This window comes from Citrobacter sp. ABFQG, from assembly GCF_004322975.1.
In the GTDB taxonomy this organism is placed as follows: Bacteria; Pseudomonadota; Gammaproteobacteria; order Enterobacterales; family Enterobacteriaceae; genus Citrobacter; species Citrobacter freundii.
Genome location: NZ_CP036435.1, coordinates 1,064,668 through 1,083,367 on the forward strand (window position 1 = coordinate 1,064,668; position 18,700 = coordinate 1,083,367).

The following is an 18,700-nucleotide window of genomic DNA, read 5'->3' on the forward strand; positions in this document are numbered from 1 at the left end:
GCTTCCGGTTTATTGTGTTCTTAACCCTTGCCTGTAAACCTGGAGAACCACACGTGTTTCAAAAAGTTGACGCCTACGCCGGCGACCCGATTTTATCGCTCATGGAGCGCTTCAAAGAAGATTCACGTAGCGACAAAGTGAACCTCAGCATCGGCCTGTATTACAACGAAGACGGAATTATTCCTCAGCTTAAAGCGGTGGCGGAAGCGGAAGCTCGACTTAATGCCAAACCGCATGGTGCTTCGCTGTATCTGCCGATGGAAGGTCTGAACACGTATCGTCATACTATTGCGCCGCTGCTGTTTGGCGCAGATCATCCGGTTCTCCAGCAGCAGCGCGTCGCAACTATTCAGACGCTGGGCGGCTCCGGTGCGTTAAAGGTTGGCGCAGACTTCCTGAAACGCTATTTCCCTGATTCTGGCGTATGGGTCAGCGATCCGACCTGGGAAAACCATATCGCGATTTTTGAGGGGGCTGGATTCGAAGTAAGCACTTACCCATGGTATGACGACACGACTAACGGCGTGCGTTTCAACGGCCTGCTGGCAACGCTGAATACCTTACCGGCGCGCAGCATCGTGCTGCTGCATCCGTGCTGCCATAACCCGACGGGCGCGGATTTAACGCCTGCGCAGTGGGATAGCGTTATTGAGATCCTGAAAGCACGCGATTTGATTCCGTTCCTGGACATTGCTTACCAGGGCTTCGGTGGTGGAATAGAAGACGACGCCTATGCGATTCGCGCCATTGCCAGCGCCGGTTTGCCCGCTCTGGTCAGTAACTCATTCTCGAAGATTTTCTCCTTGTACGGCGAGCGTGTCGGCGGACTGTCTGTCGTATGTGAAGATGGTGATACCGCCAGCCGCGTTCTGGGGCAGCTAAAAGCGACGGTGCGTCGTAACTACTCCAGCCCGCCAAACTTTGGTGCGCAGGTAGTTGCCGCGGTACTGGGTGATGACGCGCTGAAAGCCAGTTGGCTGGTAGAAGTCGAAGAGATGCGTACCCGCATTCTGGCGATGCGTCAGGAGCTGGTTAACGTATTGAATGCAGAGATCCCGGGCCGTAACTTTGACTACCTGTTGCAACAGCGCGGTATGTTCAGCTATACCGGGCTTAGCGCAGCCCAGGTTGATCGCCTGCGCGATGAGTTCGGTGTGTACCTGATCGCCAGCGGTCGCATGTGCGTAGCTGGGTTGAATCACGGTAACGTGCAGCGCGTGGCAAAGGCATTTGCCGCCGTCATGTAACCGGCTTTGAATGTTGCCGGATGGTGGCGTAAATGCCTTATCCGGCCTACAAAGGTATATGGATTTTCGTTTGTAGGTCTGATAAGCGTCGTGCCATCAGGCTCGCTTTCCTGTGTGATCGTGCTCCTTTTCCAGGGCAAAACCAGAGAAAATCCTTCCTTTCCCTCCTCCTAAGGGGTAAGGTCAGATAGTTTTTTGACCAGTTGTTAATAAAAAAATGATAACTAACTGACTACTTAGGGAAAAATATGCGCAAGTTTACGTTGGCACTGAGTGCCGTTTGTTTATTGTTCACGCTAAATCAGCCAGCCCAGGCACTCGTTTCTTCTCCCTCTCAGCTCAATCCAGGCACCAATGTTGCAACGCTCGCTGAGCAGGCTCCCATTCACTGGGTCTCCGTGGCACAAATTGAAAACAGCCTGACCGGACGTCCGCCGATGGCGGTCGGGTTTGATATCGATGACACTGTCCTCTTTTCCAGCCCAGGCTTCTGGCGCGGTAAAAAAACGTATTCTCCGGACAGTGAGGATTACCTGAAGAATCCGGCCTTCTGGGAAAAAATGAATAACGGCTGGGACGAGTTCAGTATTCCAAAAGAAGTCGCGCGCCAGCTAATTGATATGCATGTGCGTCGTGGTGACAGCATCTTTTTCGTGACCGGGCGTAGCCAGACGAAGACTGAAACGGTGTCGAAAACGTTGTCTGATAACTTTCACATCCCGGCAGGCAATATGAATCCGGTCATTTTTGCCGGCGATAAGCCGGGCCAGAACACCAAAACGCAGTGGTTACAGGATAAAAATATCCGCATGTTTTACGGTGACTCCGATAATGACATCACTGCCGCTCGCGACGTGGGCATTCGTGGTATTCGCATTTTGCGCGCCTCTAACTCCACTTATAAGCCGCTGCCACAGGCCGGTGCGTTTGGTGAAGAGGTGATCGTCAACTCGGAATATTGAGGACACTGGCTGCGGATTGCTGTTTTTTTAAACAAATTTACATTGCTGGCTTTTACCTTTTGCGGACTTGCTGCACACTGAATAAATGATGTTCTCATTAGGCAATATGCTGGTAAGGGGAATAAAGATGACGAATTCGGAGTTGCTGCAATACTGCATGGCAAAAATGGGCGCGGAGCAGAGCGTTCACAGTGACTGGAAGGCCACGCAAATCAAAGTCGAAGATGTGCTTTTTGCCATGGTAAAAGAGGTGGAAGAACGCCCGGCGGTGTCTCTGAAAACCAGCCCAGAACTGGCAGAGTTGTTGCGCCAGCAGCATAGCGATGTTCGGCCAAGCAGGCATCTCAATAAGGCGCACTGGAGTACGGTGTATCTGGACGGCTCGCTACCGGATTCACAGATTTATTATCTGGTTGACGCCTCTTATCAGCAGGCTGTGAACACGCTGCCTGCTGATAAACGGCGGATACTGACGCAGCCCTGAACGGTCTTGTTAAGCGTAGCGCCATCAGGTACAACAGTTGCCTGATGCGGCGCAAGCGCCTTATCAGGCCTACAAGCTTTACGCCTGTTCTGTGGGCCTGATAAGTGTTGCGTAATTACAACAGTGGTTTGAGGAAACGTGCCGTGTGTGAGGCTTCACACTCAGCGACTGTTTCTGGTGTGCCGGAGACAAGAATTTCGCCGCCTCCGCTGCCGCCTTCCGGACCGAGATCGACAATCCAGTCAGCGGTCTTAATCACGTCCAGATTGTGCTCAATCACCACGATGGTGTTGCCCTGATCCCGGAGCTGATGCAGCACGTCCAACAGTTGCTGAATATCCGCAAAATGCAGACCGGTGGTCGGCTCATCGAGAATATACAGCGTTTGCCCAGTACCGCGTTTTGACAGTTCGCGCGCCAGCTTCACGCGCTGCGCCTCGCCGCCCGAGAGTGTGGTAGCGGACTGACCCAGTCGGATGTACGTCAGGCCAACGTCCATTAGTGTTTGCAGCTTACGCGCCAGCGCCGGAACGGCATCGAAGAACTCGCGTGCTTCTTCAATCGTCATATCCAACACTTCGTGGATAGTCTTGCCTTTGTACTTAATCTCCAGCGTTTCGCGGTTATAGCGCTTGCCTTTACATTGATCGCACGGCACGTAGATATCCGGCAGGAAGTGCATTTCGACTTTGATCACGCCGTCGCCCTGGCAGGCTTCACAGCGTCCGCCGCGGACGTTAAAGCTGAAACGCCCAGGGGTGTAACCGCGTGCACGTGACTCCGGCACGCCGGCAAACAGTTCGCGCACCGGCGTAAATACCCCGGTGTAGGTCGCAGGGTTAGAACGCGGCGTACGGCCAATCGGGCTTTGGTCAATATCGATGACTTTGTCGAAATGTTCCAGACCCTGAACATCGCGATACGGCGCAGGTTCCGCCAGCGTCGCACCGTTCAGCGCCGTCTGCGCAATTGGGAACAGAGTATCGTTAATCAGCGTCGATTTACCCGAACCGGAAACCCCGGTAATGCAGGTAAATAAACCTACCGGCAGCGTCAGGGTGACATCTTTCAGGTTGTTGCCGCGTGCGCCGGTGAGCTTCAGCACTTTCTCTGGGTCAGCCGCAACGCGCTGTTTAGGCACTTCAATCTTGCGCTTACCGCTCATGTACTGGCCGGTCAGCGACTCAGGCACTGCCATGATGTCGTCGAGCGTCCCTTCGGCGACGACCTGACCACCGTGAACACCCGCGCCGGGGCCGATATCGATAACGTGGTCAGCGGCGCGAATCGCATCTTCATCGTGCTCGACTACAATGACGGTATTACCCAGATTACGCAGGTGGATAAGCGTACCCAGCAGACGCTCGTTATCGCGCTGATGCAAACCGATAGACGGTTCATCCAGCACGTACATTACACCAACCAGACCCGCGCCGATCTGGCTTGCCAGACGAATACGCTGGGCCTCACCGCCGGATAGCGTTTCCGCCGACCGCGATAGCGTCAGGTAGTTGAGGCCGACGTTGACCAGGAACTTCAGACGATCGCCAATCTCTTTAAGAATTTTCTCGGCAATCTTTGCCCGCTGACCCGCAAGCTTCAGATTGTTGAAGAAATCCATTGCATGACCGATGCTCATGTCGGAAATCGCGGGCAGCGGCGTATTTTCAACAAATACGTGGCGGGCCTCGCGACGTAAACGCGTCCCTTCACAGCTGGCGCACGGTCGGTTACTGATGAATTTGGCTAATTCTTCACGTACCGCACTGGATTCCGTCTCTTTATAACGGCGCTCCATATTGTGCAGCACACCTTCAAACGGGTGACGACGTACGGACGTATCGCCGCGATCGTTCATGTATTTGAATTCGATATTTTCTTTACCCGAACCGTACAGCACCACTTTATGCACGGTAGGGCTCAGGCTGGCCCATGGGGCTTCAACGTCGAATTTATAGTGTTCAGCCAGAGACTTAAGCATCTGGAAATAATAGAAGTTACGGCGATCCCAACCACGAATAGCACCACCGGCCAGCGACAGTTCCGGGTTTTGAATCACCCGGTCAGGATCGAAATACTGCTGCACGCCGAGACCGTCACAGGTTGGACACGCGCCCGCAGGGTTGTTAAACGAGAACAGGCGGGGTTCCAGTTCGCGCATGCTATAGCCGCAGATAGGGCAGGCGAAGTTGGCGGAGAACAGAAGCTCTTCCGCTTTCGGGTCGTCCATATCGGCCACCACCGCCGTACCACCGGACAGTTCCAGCGCGGTTTCAAAGGATTCAGCCAGTCGCTGAGTGAGGTCGTCGCGTACCTTAAAACGGTCAATCACCACTTCAATAGTGTGTTTCTTTTGCAGCTCAAGCTTGGGCGGATCGGAAAGGTCACACACTTCGCCGTCGATACGGGCGCGGATATAGCCCTGGCCCGCCAGGTTTTCCAGCGTTTTGGTGTGCTCGCCTTTACGCTCCTTAATTACCGGTGCCAGCAGCATCAGACGTTTGCCTTCCGGCTGGGACAGGACGTTGTCCACCATCTGGCTAACGGTCTGCGCTGCCAGGGGAACGTCGTGATCCGGACAGCGCGGCTCGCCAACGCGGGCAAACAGCAGACGCAGATAGTCGTGAATTTCGGTAATTGTACCTACCGTGGATCGCGGGTTATGGGACGTCGATTTTTGTTCAATTGAGATGGCAGGAGAGAGCCCCTCAATGTGGTCGACGTCCGGTTTTTCCATCAGCGACAGAAATTGACGCGCGTACGCGGAAAGGGATTCAACGTAACGACGCTGCCCTTCGGCATATAAGGTGTCGAAAGCGAGCGAAGATTTGCCTGAGCCCGAAAGCCCGGTGACGACAATCAGCTTGTCGCGCGGGATGACGAGGTTGATGTTTTTGAGATTATGGGTGCGGGCGCCCCGAACTTCGATCTTATCCATTCATCTTTCCCGGATTAAACGCTTTTTTGCCTGGCTGCATGGTGCTACCGGCGATCACAAACGGTTAATTATGACACAACCTGACCTGAATGGATATACAGTATTGGAATGCAAAACGCATGTTCCTGTGCAACAATGTCTGGCGGGGGTTGTTTACTGGAATCAACTTCGCAACGTAGTAAAAGCGCTATTGGAAATGCTACAATCCCGCGCTTACACTTATTCAGTAACGTTTTTCAGGAGACACGATCATGGCCAGCAGAGGCGTAAACAAGGTGATTCTCGTCGGTAATCTGGGCCAGGACCCGGAAGTACGCTATATGCCGAATGGTGGCGCAGTTGCCAACATTACGCTGGCTACTTCCGAATCCTGGCGTGATAAAGCGACCGGTGAAATGAAAGAGCAGACTGAATGGCACCGCGTTGTGCTGTTTGGCAAACTGGCGGAAGTGGCCAGTGAATATCTGCGTAAAGGTTCCCAGGTCTATATCGAAGGTCAGCTGCGTACCCGCAAATGGACCGATCAGTCCGGCGTAGAAAAGTACACCACTGAAGTTGTTGTTAACGTTGGCGGCACCATGCAAATGCTGGGCGGTCGTCAGGGCGGTGGTGCTCCGGCAGGTGGTGGCCAGCAGCAGGGTGGTTGGGGTCAGCCTCAGCAGCCGCAGGGCGGCAATCAGTTCAGCGGCGGCGCGCAGTCTCGTCCGCAGCAGTCCGCTCCGGCAGCGCCGTCTAACGAACCGCCGATGGATTTCGACGACGATATTCCGTTCTAATCCTTCTGCTTTTCGCTGAAAATTATGGCTACCTCAAGACCGGGGTAGCCATATGAAATTTTGTTATCAGTTCAACACCATCGGCCAGTCTGGCGGTGTGTGGCTCATCACATCAACCATCACGGTTTCAATGTTCTTCCAGATAGTAGACATATCCACCAGGGTTATGCCGAGCAATCCAGTCGCAAACCAGCAGGCAAAAACCAGCCCCAAACCGCTGCTAATGACGGCCAGGCCAATATAATCTGATTTACGAAAACGGATATTGAGCGTACTGGCTAAAAACATCAGCACTGCACTGAGTAATTGCCACCGCAGAAGAACCACGCCAGTTGTTATCGTTGCCATGAAAAACGTCCTCAGAAAGTCTGGATGCCCAGGACAGCGCGGGGGTGTTCACCGAGGGTGTAGTACTCTGGCTATCGACGGGCAATAACATGAATGAAACATTGTTTCTGTTACATGATTTTTGTGAACTATATCACAAGTGCTCGTTTGTTCACCAGTACTGGACGTTATTTTTACAGGATCATAACCACTCTTAATGTGTGGTTATATTCAAAAAGGCTTTTGACACTAAATAATCAATCTTAAAGGTGCATTTAGACCACCGGTTTAATTTATCCTAAATTTTGTGTTAAAAAAATTTAATGAATTTCTTAAATGCAACCAGGATAGTGCTCATAAAAAATTTACGTTTTAGGGATAATAACGTTGTGAAATAAGCGTAACTTTAAGTTTGCCTTACGGAAAAATAATATCATCATCAACTATTATCAGACTTTTACATAGAGACGTCTGTTGCTAATACTGATAGATTCATGCAAGTTAACTAGCTGGTGTTTATAGCATCCTGCCGTGACAGGTACTGGCATAGACAAAACAGGGACATAAGGCTGACATGAATCACAGTGCGCGACGCAAGCTGCTGAAGTTGCTGGGAACATTCATGGTGGTATTGCTCCCCGTGGTGCTGGCATTATGGTTTGCTCAAATTCGGGCTATGTCCGAAACCCGTAATCAACTCCGCTCATTTGCTCAACTGGTGTTAAATAAAACAGAATTGGTAATCCTGCAAGCCGATTTGGCGCGTGATATGGCCCAGTTGTATCAGGGTAAGATGTGTACCCCGGCACATCAGAAAAGTATGCTGAATATTATTCGCGGTCGTTTATATATCAGCGAGCTAATTTATGCGCAGGGCGATCATTTTTTGTGCTCTACGTCGATGGTGCCACCCGTTACCTATATTATGCCGACCGCAGACTATAAACGTACGCCGGATATCGCCATCTATTACTACCGCGATACCCCTTTTTTCGCTGGCTACAGAATGACGTACATGCAACGTGGGAACTACGTCGCAGTCATAAATCCATTATCCTACAGCGAAGTCATGTCAGATGATCCGGATCTGTCCTGGGGCGTATATGACACAGTAACAGATACGTTTTTCTCCGCCAGCGAAGCGGCAAATATTGCGCAATTCGCGCCTCTCGTACGCGGTGAAGCCTCGACCTTTCAACAAGACGATCGCTTTTACACCATCGTGCATTCAGAAAAACGCCCAATTGCGATCATTGTGTCGACCTCAGACAACCGCGTAAGTCAGATTTTTTATCACGAGGCGGCGTTAACCATTCCCTTCGGGATTATCTGCAGCATCCTGATACTGCTAATGTGGTGGCGCACGCGCCAGGAATACTTATCTCCCCGGCGCTTACTAAAACGCGCGATCAAAAAACGTCAGCTTTGCCTGCATTACCAGCCGATCATTGATATTAAGAATGGACAATGTGTTGGTGCTGAAGCTCTGCTGCGCTGGCCGGGTTGTAAAGGTGAGGTGATGAGCCCGACGGAGTTTATTCCGTTGGCTGAAAAAGAGGGAATGATTGAGCGGATCACGGATTATGTCGTTGAAGAGGTGTTCAACGATTTGGGGTATTTTCTTTCGGCGCATCCTCAGCTTTATATCTCGATTAACCTTTCCGCTTCTGACTTTCATTCATCCCGATTGATTGCTCTGATTAACGACAAAAATCGTGAGTACTCCGTGGCGGCCCAGCAAATTAAAGTCGAAGTGACGGAGCGGGGGTTCATAGATGTACATAAAATGACCCCAGTAATTCAGGCGTTCCGCAAGGCGGGTTATGAAGTGGCGTTTGATGATTTTGGCACGGGATATTCCAATCTGCATAATTTGTCAGCGCTGAATGTCGATATCCTGAAGATCGACAAATCGTTTATTAGCACGTTGTCCACTAACAGCACCAGTCACTTGATTGCCGAACATATTATTGAGATGGCGCAAAGCTTACACCTGAAGACGATTGCGGAAGGGGTGGAAACGAAGGAACAAATCGAATGGCTGCTTGAACGCGGCGTACAGTATTGTCAGGGCTGGTATTTTGCGAAGGCGCTGCCGTCGCAGGAGTTCATGCACTGGATACAACGGTCGCCCGCCATACTGACGCAGAGCGGGCAATAAGCTTACAGGCGGTGGCGGTAATCGCTGGGGGTACGATCAAACTCGCGGCGAAACACGCGCGAGAAGGTTTGTTGCGATACATAACCAAGATCCATCGCGATATCGAAAATAGGTCGCTCAGTCGTCCTCAGTTCAACCGCCGCCAGCAGAAGTCGTCGCTGGCGGATGTAGTCACCCAGCGTCTGGCGCGTCACCGTGCGGAACATTCTCTGTAAATACCACTTCGAGTAACCTGATTTTTTCGCAACCGCCTCAATGTTCAGCGGCTGATCGATATGTTCATCAATCCATTCAATAAGGGTCTGAATAATCTGCTGATGGGACATAGGGCTGCCTCTTTCTCAGTATTCGATTCGTCGTTTTGTCTGTGGGCGAGTATAATTCCTCAAGTTAACTTGAGGTAAAGCGATTTATGGAAAAGAAATTACCCCGGATAAAAGCGCTGCTCACGCCAGGTGAAGTTGCAAAGCGTAGCGGCGTGGCAGTTTCGACCCTGCATTTCTATGAAAGCAAAGGGTTAATCAGCAGCATGCGCAACAGCGGTAATCAGCGTCGCTACAAACGTGATGTGTTGCGTTACGTGGCGATTATCAAGATTGCTCAACGCATTGGGATCCCGCTGGCAACGATTGGCGACGCGCTGGGCGTATTACCTGAAGGACATTCACTTAGCGCTAAAGAGTGGAAACAGCTCTCTTCGCAATGGCGTGAAGAGCTGGACCGACGCATTCATACTTTGGTGTCGCTACGCGATGAGCTGGATGGATGTATTGGTTGCGGCTGCTTGTCGCGCAGCGATTGCCCGTTGCGTAACCCAGGCGATCAGCTGGGCGAGCAAGGAACCGGGGCGCGTCTGCTGGAAGATGATTGATTGGTTTAAATATATGACTGATATATACCCTAAATAATTCGCGTTGTGGGAAGGCGGCAAGAGCACGAATCCCGATGAGCTTAGTAAACTAAGTGATTCGGGTGAGTAAACGCAGCCAACACACCTGCAACGTGAAATATGACGGGTATAAAACTAAAGCGCCACAGAGGGCGCTTTAGTTTGGTTCCGGTCTTCGTCTTTCACTCTATCCCGCTGGTTCACGGGAGGGTTTCCCCCGACATCAACACCCCTCAGTCGAGCACATTAGGGGAGGTTCCGGCCTGTGTTGATAATGTAAGTGTAAGCTACCTCCCTCCATTTGCCAGTCAAATGATGATTTTTTAGCCAAAAAAATTACCGCATCTTCACCGGTTTTCTTGCGCGAGTTTGCGCGAAAAATAAGAACGATTGTTGCGACAATCTGGCGAAATTTGTTACCAGATTGCGCATTGACGATAACGTTTGCGCATCGACTGGTTGTTTATTGTGCGTTATAAGAAGAAATGAGTAAAAAGCGGCAAAGTTCAGTTGAAAACCGGCGTATGATCGCTGGATAATCGTTTGCTTTTTTTTACCACCCGTTTTTTATGCGCGGAGCTAAACGTTTGCTTTTTTGCGACACCCCTAATGACGCAAACCTGGCACATGGAGAAAACGTTTAGCAGGCAGTGGATTGTCCAGCACGCATAATGACGAAAAAATAAACTCTCAGGGGATGTTTTCTATGTCTACGCCTTCAGCGCGTACCGGCGGTTCACTCGACGCCTGGTTTAAAATTTCGCTTCGCGGCAGTACCGTTCGTCAGGAAGTCGTTGCCGGATTAACGACGTTCCTCGCCATGGTTTACTCCGTTATTGTGGTTCCAGGGATGCTGGGTAAAGCCGGATTCCCGCCTGCCGCTGTATTTGTGGCAACCTGCCTGGTCGCGGGCGTCGGTTCTATTGTCATGGGCCTGTGGGCAAATCTGCCGCTGGCGATTGGTTGCGCCATTTCTCTGACGGCGTTTACCGCATTCAGCCTGGTATTGGGGCAACATATCAGCGTGCCCGTTGCGCTGGGCGCGGTGTTCCTGATGGGCGTCCTGTTTACCATCATTTCCGCGACGGGTATTCGTAGCTGGATCCTGCGCAATCTGCCGCAGGGCGTTGCGCACGGTACGGGAATCGGTATCGGCCTGTTCCTGCTGCTGATTGCGGCAAACGGCGTTGGTCTGGTGATTAAGAATCCGCTGGACGGTCTGCCGGTTGCGCTGGGTGACTTCGATACCTTCCCGGTGATTATGTCGCTGGTTGGTCTGGCGGTGATTATTGGCCTCGAAAAACTGAAAGTACCGGGCGGCATCCTGCTGACTATTATCGGTATTTCCATTGTTGGCCTGATTTTCGACCCGGCCGTGCATTTCTCCGGTATTTTTGCCATGCCGTCTCTGAGCGACGAAAACGGCAACTCGCTGATCGGCAGCCTGGATATTATGGGCGCACTGAATCCTATCGTTCTGCCGAGCGTGCTGGCGCTGGTTATGACCGCCGTCTTCGATGCGACCGGCACCATTCGTGCCGTAGCCGGACAGGCGAATTTGCTGGATAAAGACGGACAGATTATCGACGGCGGCAAAGCGCTGACCACCGACTCCCTGAGCAGCGTGTTCTCTGGTCTGGTGGGCGCTGCTCCTGCGGCGGTATACATTGAATCCGCAGCGGGTACGGCGGCAGGCGGTAAAACTGGCCTGACGGCGATCACCGTTGGCGTCCTGTTCCTGCTGATCCTGTTCCTCTCTCCGCTCTCGTATCTTGTACCGGTATACGCAACGGCGCCTGCACTGATGTATGTGGGCCTGTTGATGCTGAGCAACGTTGCGAAAATCGACTTTGCTGACTTTGTCGACGCAATGGCGGGTCTGGTAACGGCCGTATTTATCGTGCTGACCTGTAACATCGTTACCGGCATTATGATTGGCTTTGCTACCCTGGTGATTGGCCGTCTTGTCTCTGGCGAATGGCGCAAGCTGAACATCGGCACGGTGGTTATCGCTATCGCGCTGGTGGCCTTCTACGCGGGCGGCTGGGCTATCTGATTTTTGTTCGATAAAGATCCTCAAAACGGGTGGCTTTGGCCGCCCGTTTTTATTTTCAGAACACACTCGTTGTCTTTTGCGTTACTCTCAATTAGATAGAATTGAGGCACGACGCCTCTCATCACCAATCATAAGAAACATCGCAAACAGGGAACGCATGGAAATCTTTTTCACCATACTCATCATGACCCTTGTGGTCTCGCTGTCGGGGGTATTTACTCGCGTATTGCCCTTCCAACTCCCTTTACCCCTAATGCAGATCGCCATCGGCGCCTTGCTGGCGTGGCCGACGTTTGGTTTGCATGTGGAATTCGATCCTGAGCTGTTTTTGGTGCTGTTCATCCCGCCGCTGCTCTTTGCCGATGGCTGGAAGACGCCAACGCGTGAGTTTCTCGAGCATGGGCGAGAGATCTTCGGCCTTGCGCTGGCGCTGGTGCTGGTCACGGTGGTCGGCATTGGATTTATGATTTACTGGCTGGTGCCGGGGATACCACTTATCCCAGCCTTTGCGCTGGCCGCCGTCCTTTCGCCAACCGATGCTGTTGCCCTTTCCGGCATTGTGGGGGAGGGGCGCATACCGAAGAAAATCATGGGCATCCTGCAGGGCGAAGCGTTGATGAACGACGCCTCCGGTCTGGTCTCTCTGAAGTTTGCCGTCGCCGTGGCGATGGGGACGATGGTATTCACCGTTGGTGGCGCAACGCTTGAGTTCTTCAAAGTGGCGATTGGCGGCATCCTGGCTGGTTTTGTCGTCAGTTGGCTGTACGGGCGCTCCCTGCGCTTCCTCAGCCGCTGGGGCGGTGACGAGCCGGCAACGCAAATCGTCCTGCTGTTCCTGCTGCCGTTTGCGTCTTACCTGATTGCGGAACACATCGGCGTTTCCGGTATTCTCGCGGCGGTCGCTGCCGGGATGACGATCACCCGTTCCGGGGTGATGCGCCGCGCACCGCTGGCGATGCGTTTACGTGCTAACAGTACCTGGGCAATGCTGGAGTTTGTGTTTAACGGCATGGTCTTCTTGCTGTTAGGGCTACAGTTACCGGGGATTCTGGAGTCTTCCTTAGCGGCGGCCGAGGTCGATCCGAACGTTGAAATCTGGATGCTGTTTACCGATATCGTGCTGATTTACGTGGCGCTGATGCTGGTACGTTTTGGCTGGCTGTGGACGATGAAAAAATTCAGTCTGCGCTTCCTGAAGAAAAAGCCGATGGAATTCGGATCCTGGACGACGCGTGAAATCCTGATTGCCTCCTTTGCCGGCGTGCGCGGGGCAATCACCCTCGCCGGTGTGCTCTCCATTCCACTGTTGTTACCGGATGGTAGCGGATTCCCGGCGCGATATGAGCTGATCTTCCTTGCCGCAGGCGTGATTCTGTTCTCGCTGTTTGTTGGCGTGGTGATGTTGCCGATTCTGCTACAACATCTGGAAGTGGCAGACCACTCGCAGCAGCAGAAAGAGGAACGTATTGCTCGCGCTGCTACGGCAGAAGTGGCGATTGTCGCGATCCAGAAAATGGAGGAGCGACTGGCCGCGGACACCGAAGAGAACATCGATAACCAGTTACTCACCGAGGTGAGTTCCCGCGTGATTGGTAACCTGCGTCGTCGCGCCGACGGACGCAACGATGTGGAAAGCTCGATGCAGGAAGAAAACCTCGAGCGACGTTTCCGCCTGGCAGCGTTGCGTTCAGAACGCGCAGAGCTTTATCACCTGCGCGCGACGCGGGAAATCAGCAATGAAACGCTGCAAAAGCTGCTGCACGATCTGGACTTGCTGGAAGCGCTGTTGATCGAGAATCAATAAACGAGAGAGCCTGATGGCGCTACGCTTATCAGGCCTACGGGGTAGCACGTTGTAGGCCGGATAAGGCGTTTGCGCCGCATCCGGCGAAAGATCTGCCTGATGGCGCTGCGCTTATCAGGCCTACATAAAATATTCATCGTGTAATTTGCGAGCCGCTTTCCTGAACTGATCTGTTTGTCTTGTCTGTTCCCTCTTTTCTCCATACGGTTGAGGAAAGGGGGAAATATGTCCAACTATCGACGAAATTACATCAACGGAGGAACCTGGTTTTTTACGGTAAATCTGCAGGACCGTCGAAGCCAGCTTCTGCTATCAAAAATTGATCGGTTACGTTGTGCTATTTCTGCGGTACAAAAAATGAAACCTTTTTATATCAATGCGTGGGTCGTATTACCTGAGCATATGCATTGCATCTGGACGTTGCCTGAAAATGACGCTGATTTTTCATCCCGCTGGCGGGAAATTAAGAAGCATTTCACGCGATCGTTGTCTGCCCGACATATCTGGCAACCTCGCTTTTGGGAACATACCATCCGCGATGAGCACGATTATCGACAGCATGTTGATTATATTTACATTAACCCAGTGAAGCACGGGTGGGTAAAACAGGTACAGACATGGCCTTTTTCAACATTTCATCGCGATGTGAGGCGTGGTTTGTTCCCACACAATTGGGCAGGTGAAATAATGGATTTTAATATGGGTGAACGTGCCTGATGGCGCTACGCTTATCAGGCCTACAAAACCGATGTAGGCCGGATAAGGCGTTTGCGCCGCATCCGGCATTTTACGACGCTTGCGGTAGCCAAAACCCTTCACAGCATTTGAGCCACGCCTGAGCGCTGTGCGACAGATACACGCCTTCGCGCCAAATCATGCCCAATTGCCAGCGTAAATCACTCTCCAGAGGGATCCAGCGCAACGTTTGCTTATCCAGGCGCTGGCAAATCGGCTCCGGTAAAATGGCAATTCCGACTCCGGCTTGTACCATCGCAGCCAGAAAATCCCACTGCCCGCTGCGCACCGCGATGCGGGGCTTGACGTTGTGTTGGCTAAACAGCTCAAGCAATTGGCGGCTCAACGCGAAATCTTCGTTGTAGATCAGTAGCGGATGTTCCGCCAGTGCCTCGGGGGAAATGGATTCGCATGTTGTCCACTGACCGGAGCGGGGGACCAGCACGCAGAGCGGATGACTGAAAAGCGGTAAGGTCGCCAGACCACTCTCTTCTTCAACCGGCAGCGCGGTCATCGCAACATCCAGATCGCCGTTCATCACCGCCTGCTGGACGGTTAAGCCGCCAAATTCAGAGACCTTCAGCTCAACGCCGGGATAGTGCTGGCGAAACAGGCTGATAGGCCCGGCCATCAACATACCGACCATCGGCGGGATACCGAGGCGCAGCACACCCCTGTTGAGGTGATTAATGTCGCTAAGTTCGGCTTCAAGCTGGCGAAACTCAGCGAGGATCGCCAGGCCGCGTTCGAAAACGACCTGCCCGGTGTCGGTTAACAACAACCGCCGCCCGTCGCGGATGAGCAACGTGCAATTAAGCTCGTCTTCAAGGTTCTTCAACATCTTGCTGATGGTGGGCTGGGTGACAAAAAGCTTCTCCGCTGCGCGAGTAAAGCTCTGCTGACGAACCACCTCAACAAAATATCGCAGCGTTCTGATATCCATGATTATTCCTTAAGACTATGCCTGCAATGAGTTTAATTCATTTCAGTCCTGGACGGGGGCTCTCTATACTGGCGCTCTCTATTTTTTAAGGACATACCCTCATGGCTGTGGCGATAAGCCGCGTGACGCCTGCTGTTATTCATCGACTCCAGATCCCCGTTCAGGTTCTGTTGTACGCAGGTCTCTTTGTATTTGCTCAATATCTTGTCTCCTGGCTGCATCTGCCGCTTCCTGCCAACCTGGTAGGGATGGTGCTGATGCTGGCGTTAATTGTCTGCCGGGTTATCCCGCTGAACTGGATTCGCGCAGGTGCTCGCTGGTTACTGGCTGAAATGCTGCTGTTTTTTGTCCCGGCGGTGGTCGCCGTTGTGAATTACACGCAGCTGTTGCTGGTTGATGGCTGGCGTATATTTGCCGTCATTGCGATCAGTACGCTGATGGTGCTCGGCGCAACGGCGTGGGTGGTGGATAAAGTTTATCGCTATGAAATGAGCAGGTTAAACCGTGAGTAATTTTCAGCTAAGCTTGCTGTGTCTGGTGATTACGCTGGGTATCTACTTTGCTAATAAGCGTTTGTATCGCCGTTTTCGTAAATTACCGCTGATGCCATTAGTTCTCACCCCGGCCCTGCTGGTGCTGATGCTAGTCTTCGGCCATATCTCCTGGCAAAACTATATTGGTGAATCGCACTGGTTGCTGTGGCTGTTAGGACCGGCGACCATCGCCTTTGCCGTTCCGGTGTATGACAACCTTGCGGTGATTAAGCGTCACTGGATGTCGCTGACGGCGGGCGTGGTAACGGCAACGCTGGTGGCCGTTACCAGTTCCGTGTGGCTGGCGCGCCTGTTTATGTTGCCTGATGAGATCCAACGCAGTCTGGCGGTGCGTTCCGTCACCACGCCATTTGCGCTGGCAGCGGCAGAGCCATTGGGCGGGCAGCCGGACCTGGTGGCCTTGTTCGTGGTGGTGACCGGCGTATTCGGCATGGCGGTCGGCGATGTGCTGTTTTTACGCCTTTCCATTCGTGAAGGCATGGCGAAAGGCGCAGGATTTGGCGCCGCATCGCACGGGGCAGGCACGGCGCGCTCTTATGAGCTTGGTCAGCAAGAGGGCGTAGTTGCCAGCCTGGTGATGATGCTTTCCGGTGTGGTGATGGTATTGGTGGCGCCGCTGGTCGCGAGGCTGATGTTCTAAGAAAGGATGTAATCCTCCGGCCCGAAAGCCGGAGGAGAGGGGAGGTTAGTGCGCGCGACCTTGTTCTACGCCGTACCCGGTCTGGGAGCGGATGAACTGAGCACGGAACTGCTCGCGTTCGCGGTTGCCTTCTTCTGAGTTGTCGGTAGCAGAGAAGAACCAGATCCCGAGGAACGCTATGCTGATGGAGAACAGCGCTGGATATTCATACGGGAAAATGGCTTTTTCGTGACCGAGGATCTGGACCCAAATGGTTGGGCCGAGAATCATCAATACTACCGCTGTTAACAGACCTAACCAGCCACCCAGCATTGCGCCACGGGTGGTCAGACGCGACCAGTACATGGAAAGCAGGATGATCGGGAAGTTGCAGCTGGCCGCGATGGCGAACGCCAGACCCACCATGAAGGCGATGTTCTGGTTCTCAAACAGCACGCCGAGCAGGATGGCTATCACACCCAGTACCAGTACGGTGATTTTTGACACCTTCAGCTCTTCACGTTCGGTTGCGCCTTTGCGGAATACGTTGGCGTACAGGTCGTGAGAAACTGCCGAAGCACCCGCCAGCGTCAGCCCGGCAACCACCGCCAGGATGGTGGCAAACGCCACTGCAGAGATGAAGCCGAGGAACAGGTTACCGCCCACCGCATTCGCCAGGTGAACCGCCGCCATGTTGTTACCACCGATCAGTGCGCCTGCAGCATCTTTGTACTCTGGATTAGCGCCTACCAGCATGATCGCGCCAAAGCCGATGATAAAGGTCAGGATGTAGAAATAACCCATAAAACCGGTGGCATAGAATACGCTCTTACGCGCTTCGCGGGCATCGCTGACCGTGAAGAAACGCATCAGAATATGCGGCAAACCTGCTGTACCGAACATCAATCCAAGACCTAACGACAGGGCGGATATCGGATCTTTTACCAGACCGCCCGGGCTCATAATCGCGGAGCCTTTTGGGTGTACTGCCATCGCTTCGGTGAACAGGTTGTTGAAGCTGAAGCCGACGTGCTTCATTACCATGAAGGCCATAAAGCTGGCGCCGAACAGCAGCAGAACAGCTTTAATGATCTGTACCCAGGTGGTTGCTAGCATGCCGCCAAACAGAACGTACATCATCATCAGTACGCCAACCAGTACGACGGCGATGTGATAGTTCAGACCAAACAGCAGCTCAATCAGTTTACCTGCGCCGACCATCTGGGCGATCAGATACAGCGCGACCACCACCAGGGAACCACAGGCCGACAGAATACGGATTGGACCCTGCTTCAGACGATAAGAAGCAACGTCAGCAAAGGTGTAACGACCGAGGTTACGCAAACGCTCAGCAATCAGGAACAGAATAATTGGCCAGCCGACCAGGAAGCCGAGTGAGTAAATCAGCCCGTCATAACCGGAGGTAAATACCAGCGCGGAAATTCCAAGGAACGATGCCGCCGACATATAGTCGCCCGCAATCGCCAGCCCGTTCTGGAAACCGGTGATGTTACCGCCGGCGGTGTAGTAGTCATTACGCGAACGTACGCGTTTAGACGCCCAGTAGGTAATGCCGAGCGTAAAGATGACGAAAATCAGGAACATAACAATCGCCTGCCAGTTGGTTGGCTGGCGTTGAACTGCACCGCTAATAGCATCCGCCGCGTTTGCGGCGAAGGGCAGCGTGGCGGCAAGCGCCGTCAGGACTCTCTTCATGATGCTTTAACCTCGTGCAGAACCGCATTGTTCAGGCGATCAAATTCACCGTTTGCCCGCCAGATATAAATCCCGGTCAGAATGAAGGAGATAAGGATCACACCGACCCCAATCGGAATACCCCGGGTGACGCTGGTTCCCGCGTGGAGCGGCGTACCCAGCCAGCCAGGCGCAAAGGCAATCAGTAAAATAAAGCTGATATAAACTGCCAGCATGATGATGGACAGAATGGTGGCAAACCGTTGCCGTTTTTCTACTAACTCCCTGAAACGCGCACTGTCTTCTATCCGCTGATAAATTTGGTCATTCATCACAGAGTCTCCAGAGATACCCCCTTCGTCTTTCACGCCGCAGGTGCGTTGGCCGCACTCGCCCACCCCAGTCACATAGTGAACTATGCTCCTGGGGATGTGCTCGCTTGCCGCCTTCCTGCAACGCGAAATCCTTTGGGGGAGGGTTTTTATATTTCCCTCCCGGTCAGGGGAGGGG

At 52.8% G+C, this 18,700-nt stretch carries 17 protein-coding genes; 11 read left to right on the forward strand and 6 right to left on the reverse strand.

Annotated elements, in window-relative coordinates:
- Positions 1-53 precede the first annotated feature (53 nt).
- From tyrB to WN16_RS05235, 3 genes are all read left to right on the forward strand, one after another.
- Entirely contained in the window at positions 54-1,247 is a 1,194-nt protein-coding gene (gene tyrB, locus WN16_RS05225; protein WP_044702292.1) for an aromatic amino acid transaminase, read from the forward strand.
- A gap of 248 nt (positions 1,248-1,495) precedes the next feature.
- Positions 1,496-2,209: an acid phosphatase AphA gene (gene aphA / locus WN16_RS05230; RefSeq protein WP_044702294.1), complete on the forward strand. Its 714-nt coding sequence runs from the start codon at positions 1,496-1,498 to the stop codon at positions 2,207-2,209.
- A gap of 127 nt (positions 2,210-2,336) precedes the next feature.
- On the forward strand, positions 2,337-2,693 hold the full coding sequence (locus WN16_RS05235) for an MmcQ/YjbR family DNA-binding protein (protein WP_003031719.1): 357 nt from the start codon (positions 2,337-2,339) through the stop codon (positions 2,691-2,693).
- Between the two features lie 115 nt (positions 2,694-2,808).
- Here WN16_RS05235 and uvrA read toward each other — a convergent pair whose 3' ends face one another.
- Positions 2,809-5,631, reverse strand: a complete 2,823-nt coding sequence (uvrA, locus tag WN16_RS05240; RefSeq protein WP_003031720.1) for an excinuclease ABC subunit UvrA — start codon at positions 5,629-5,631, stop codon at positions 2,809-2,811.
- A 251-nt stretch (positions 5,632-5,882) separates the two neighbouring features.
- Here uvrA and ssb1 point away from each other — a divergent pair, with 251 nt between their 5' ends.
- Complete coding sequence (ssb1, locus tag WN16_RS05250) at positions 5,883-6,407, forward strand: single-stranded DNA-binding protein SSB1 (protein WP_003826621.1); 525 nt, start codon at positions 5,883-5,885, stop codon at positions 6,405-6,407.
- A gap of 66 nt (positions 6,408-6,473) precedes the next feature.
- On the opposite strand, the gene WN16_RS05255 is transcribed toward ssb1, so the two are convergent.
- The gene (locus tag WN16_RS05255; RefSeq protein WP_003031727.1) at positions 6,474-6,755 is read right to left on the reverse strand and encodes a YjcB family protein; all 282 of its coding nucleotides are present in this window, start codon (positions 6,753-6,755) and stop codon (positions 6,474-6,476) included.
- A gap of 553 nt (positions 6,756-7,308) precedes the next feature.
- Here WN16_RS05255 and WN16_RS05260 point away from each other — a divergent pair.
- On the forward strand, positions 7,309-8,895 hold the full coding sequence (locus tag WN16_RS05260; protein ID WP_003841054.1) for an EAL domain-containing protein: 1,587 nt from the start codon (positions 7,309-7,311) through the stop codon (positions 8,893-8,895).
- Positions 8,896-8,897: 2 nt separating this feature from the next.
- On the opposite strand, the gene soxS is transcribed toward WN16_RS05260, so the two are convergent.
- Complete coding sequence (gene soxS / locus WN16_RS05265) at positions 8,898-9,221, reverse strand: superoxide response transcriptional regulator SoxS (RefSeq protein WP_003031731.1); 324 nt, start codon at positions 9,219-9,221, stop codon at positions 8,898-8,900.
- Between the two features lie 86 nt (positions 9,222-9,307).
- Here soxS and soxR point away from each other — a divergent pair, with 86 nt between their 5' ends.
- The 4 genes from soxR (at position 9,308) to WN16_RS05290 (ending at position 14,361) form a co-directional block, all read left to right on the forward strand.
- Complete coding sequence (soxR, locus tag WN16_RS05270) at positions 9,308-9,766, forward strand: redox-sensitive transcriptional activator SoxR (RefSeq protein ID WP_003031733.1); 459 nt, start codon at positions 9,308-9,310, stop codon at positions 9,764-9,766.
- Between the two features lie 724 nt (positions 9,767-10,490).
- Positions 10,491-11,840: a guanine/hypoxanthine transporter GhxP gene (gene ghxP, locus WN16_RS05280; RefSeq protein WP_003031735.1), complete on the forward strand. Its 1,350-nt coding sequence runs from the start codon at positions 10,491-10,493 to the stop codon at positions 11,838-11,840.
- Between the two features lie 157 nt (positions 11,841-11,997).
- Complete coding sequence (locus WN16_RS05285) at positions 11,998-13,644, forward strand: Na+/H+ antiporter (RefSeq protein ID WP_003031737.1); 1,647 nt, start codon at positions 11,998-12,000, stop codon at positions 13,642-13,644.
- 225 nt (positions 13,645-13,869) lie between these two features.
- Positions 13,870-14,361, forward strand: a complete 492-nt coding sequence (locus tag WN16_RS05290) for a transposase (protein ID WP_044702199.1) — start codon at positions 13,870-13,872, stop codon at positions 14,359-14,361.
- A gap of 70 nt (positions 14,362-14,431) precedes the next feature.
- Here the strand turns inward: WN16_RS05290 and WN16_RS05295 are convergent, their stop codons facing one another.
- On the reverse strand, positions 14,432-15,322 hold the full coding sequence (locus WN16_RS05295) for a LysR family transcriptional regulator (RefSeq protein ID WP_044702196.1): 891 nt from the start codon (positions 15,320-15,322) through the stop codon (positions 14,432-14,434).
- A 101-nt stretch (positions 15,323-15,423) separates the two neighbouring features.
- Between WN16_RS05295 and WN16_RS05300 the strand changes: the two genes are divergently transcribed.
- Entirely contained in the window at positions 15,424-15,834 is a 411-nt protein-coding gene (locus WN16_RS05300) for a CidA/LrgA family protein (RefSeq protein ID WP_003031742.1), read from the forward strand.
- Entirely contained in the window at positions 15,827-16,516 is a 690-nt protein-coding gene (locus tag WN16_RS05305; protein WP_044702194.1) for an LrgB family protein, read from the forward strand. Before WN16_RS05300 ends, WN16_RS05305 begins: the two co-directional genes overlap by 8 nt.
- Before the next feature lie 45 nt (positions 16,517-16,561).
- On the opposite strand, the gene actP is transcribed toward WN16_RS05305, so the two are convergent.
- Both actP and WN16_RS05315 read right to left on the reverse strand, forming a co-directional pair.
- Positions 16,562-18,211 carry a cation/acetate symporter ActP gene (actP, locus tag WN16_RS05310; protein WP_003031747.1) on the reverse strand — a complete coding sequence of 550 codons (1,650 nt, stop codon included), beginning with the start codon at positions 18,209-18,211 and terminating at the stop codon, positions 16,562-16,564.
- Positions 18,208-18,522: a DUF485 domain-containing protein gene (locus tag WN16_RS05315; RefSeq protein ID WP_003031750.1), complete on the reverse strand. Its 315-nt coding sequence runs from the start codon at positions 18,520-18,522 to the stop codon at positions 18,208-18,210. Before WN16_RS05315 ends, actP begins: the two co-directional genes overlap by 4 nt.
- Positions 18,523-18,700: the final 178 nt, after the last annotated feature.

Excerpts from the sequence above, each read along its gene's own strand:
- aphA (WP_044702294.1), top strand. The coding sequence starts at position 1,496 with ATGCGCAAGTTTACGTTGGCACTGAGTGCCGTTTGTTTATTGTTCACG.
- WN16_RS05235 (WP_003031719.1), top strand. The coding sequence starts at position 2,337 with ATGACGAATTCGGAGTTGCTGCAATACTGCATGGCAAAAATGGGCGCG.
- uvrA (WP_003031720.1), bottom strand. The coding sequence starts at position 5,631 with ATGGATAAGATCGAAGTTCGGGGCGCCCGCACCCATAATCTCAAAAAC.
- ssb1 (WP_003826621.1), top strand. The coding sequence starts at position 5,883 with ATGGCCAGCAGAGGCGTAAACAAGGTGATTCTCGTCGGTAATCTGGGC.
- WN16_RS05255 (WP_003031727.1), bottom strand. The coding sequence starts at position 6,755 with ATGGCAACGATAACAACTGGCGTGGTTCTTCTGCGGTGGCAATTACTC.
- WN16_RS05260 (WP_003841054.1), top strand. The coding sequence starts at position 7,309 with ATGAATCACAGTGCGCGACGCAAGCTGCTGAAGTTGCTGGGAACATTC.
- soxS (WP_003031731.1), bottom strand. The coding sequence starts at position 9,221 with ATGTCCCATCAGCAGATTATTCAGACCCTTATTGAATGGATTGATGAA.
- soxR (WP_003031733.1), top strand. The coding sequence starts at position 9,308 with ATGGAAAAGAAATTACCCCGGATAAAAGCGCTGCTCACGCCAGGTGAA.
- ghxP (WP_003031735.1), top strand. The coding sequence starts at position 10,491 with ATGTCTACGCCTTCAGCGCGTACCGGCGGTTCACTCGACGCCTGGTTT.
- WN16_RS05285 (WP_003031737.1), top strand. The coding sequence starts at position 11,998 with ATGGAAATCTTTTTCACCATACTCATCATGACCCTTGTGGTCTCGCTG.
- WN16_RS05290 (WP_044702199.1), top strand. The coding sequence starts at position 13,870 with ATGTCCAACTATCGACGAAATTACATCAACGGAGGAACCTGGTTTTTT.
- WN16_RS05295 (WP_044702196.1), bottom strand. The coding sequence starts at position 15,322 with ATGGATATCAGAACGCTGCGATATTTTGTTGAGGTGGTTCGTCAGCAG.
- WN16_RS05300 (WP_003031742.1), top strand. The coding sequence starts at position 15,424 with ATGGCTGTGGCGATAAGCCGCGTGACGCCTGCTGTTATTCATCGACTC.
- actP (WP_003031747.1), bottom strand. The coding sequence starts at position 18,211 with ATGAAGAGAGTCCTGACGGCGCTTGCCGCCACGCTGCCCTTCGCCGCA.
- WN16_RS05315 (WP_003031750.1), bottom strand. The coding sequence starts at position 18,522 with ATGAATGACCAAATTTATCAGCGGATAGAAGACAGTGCGCGTTTCAGG.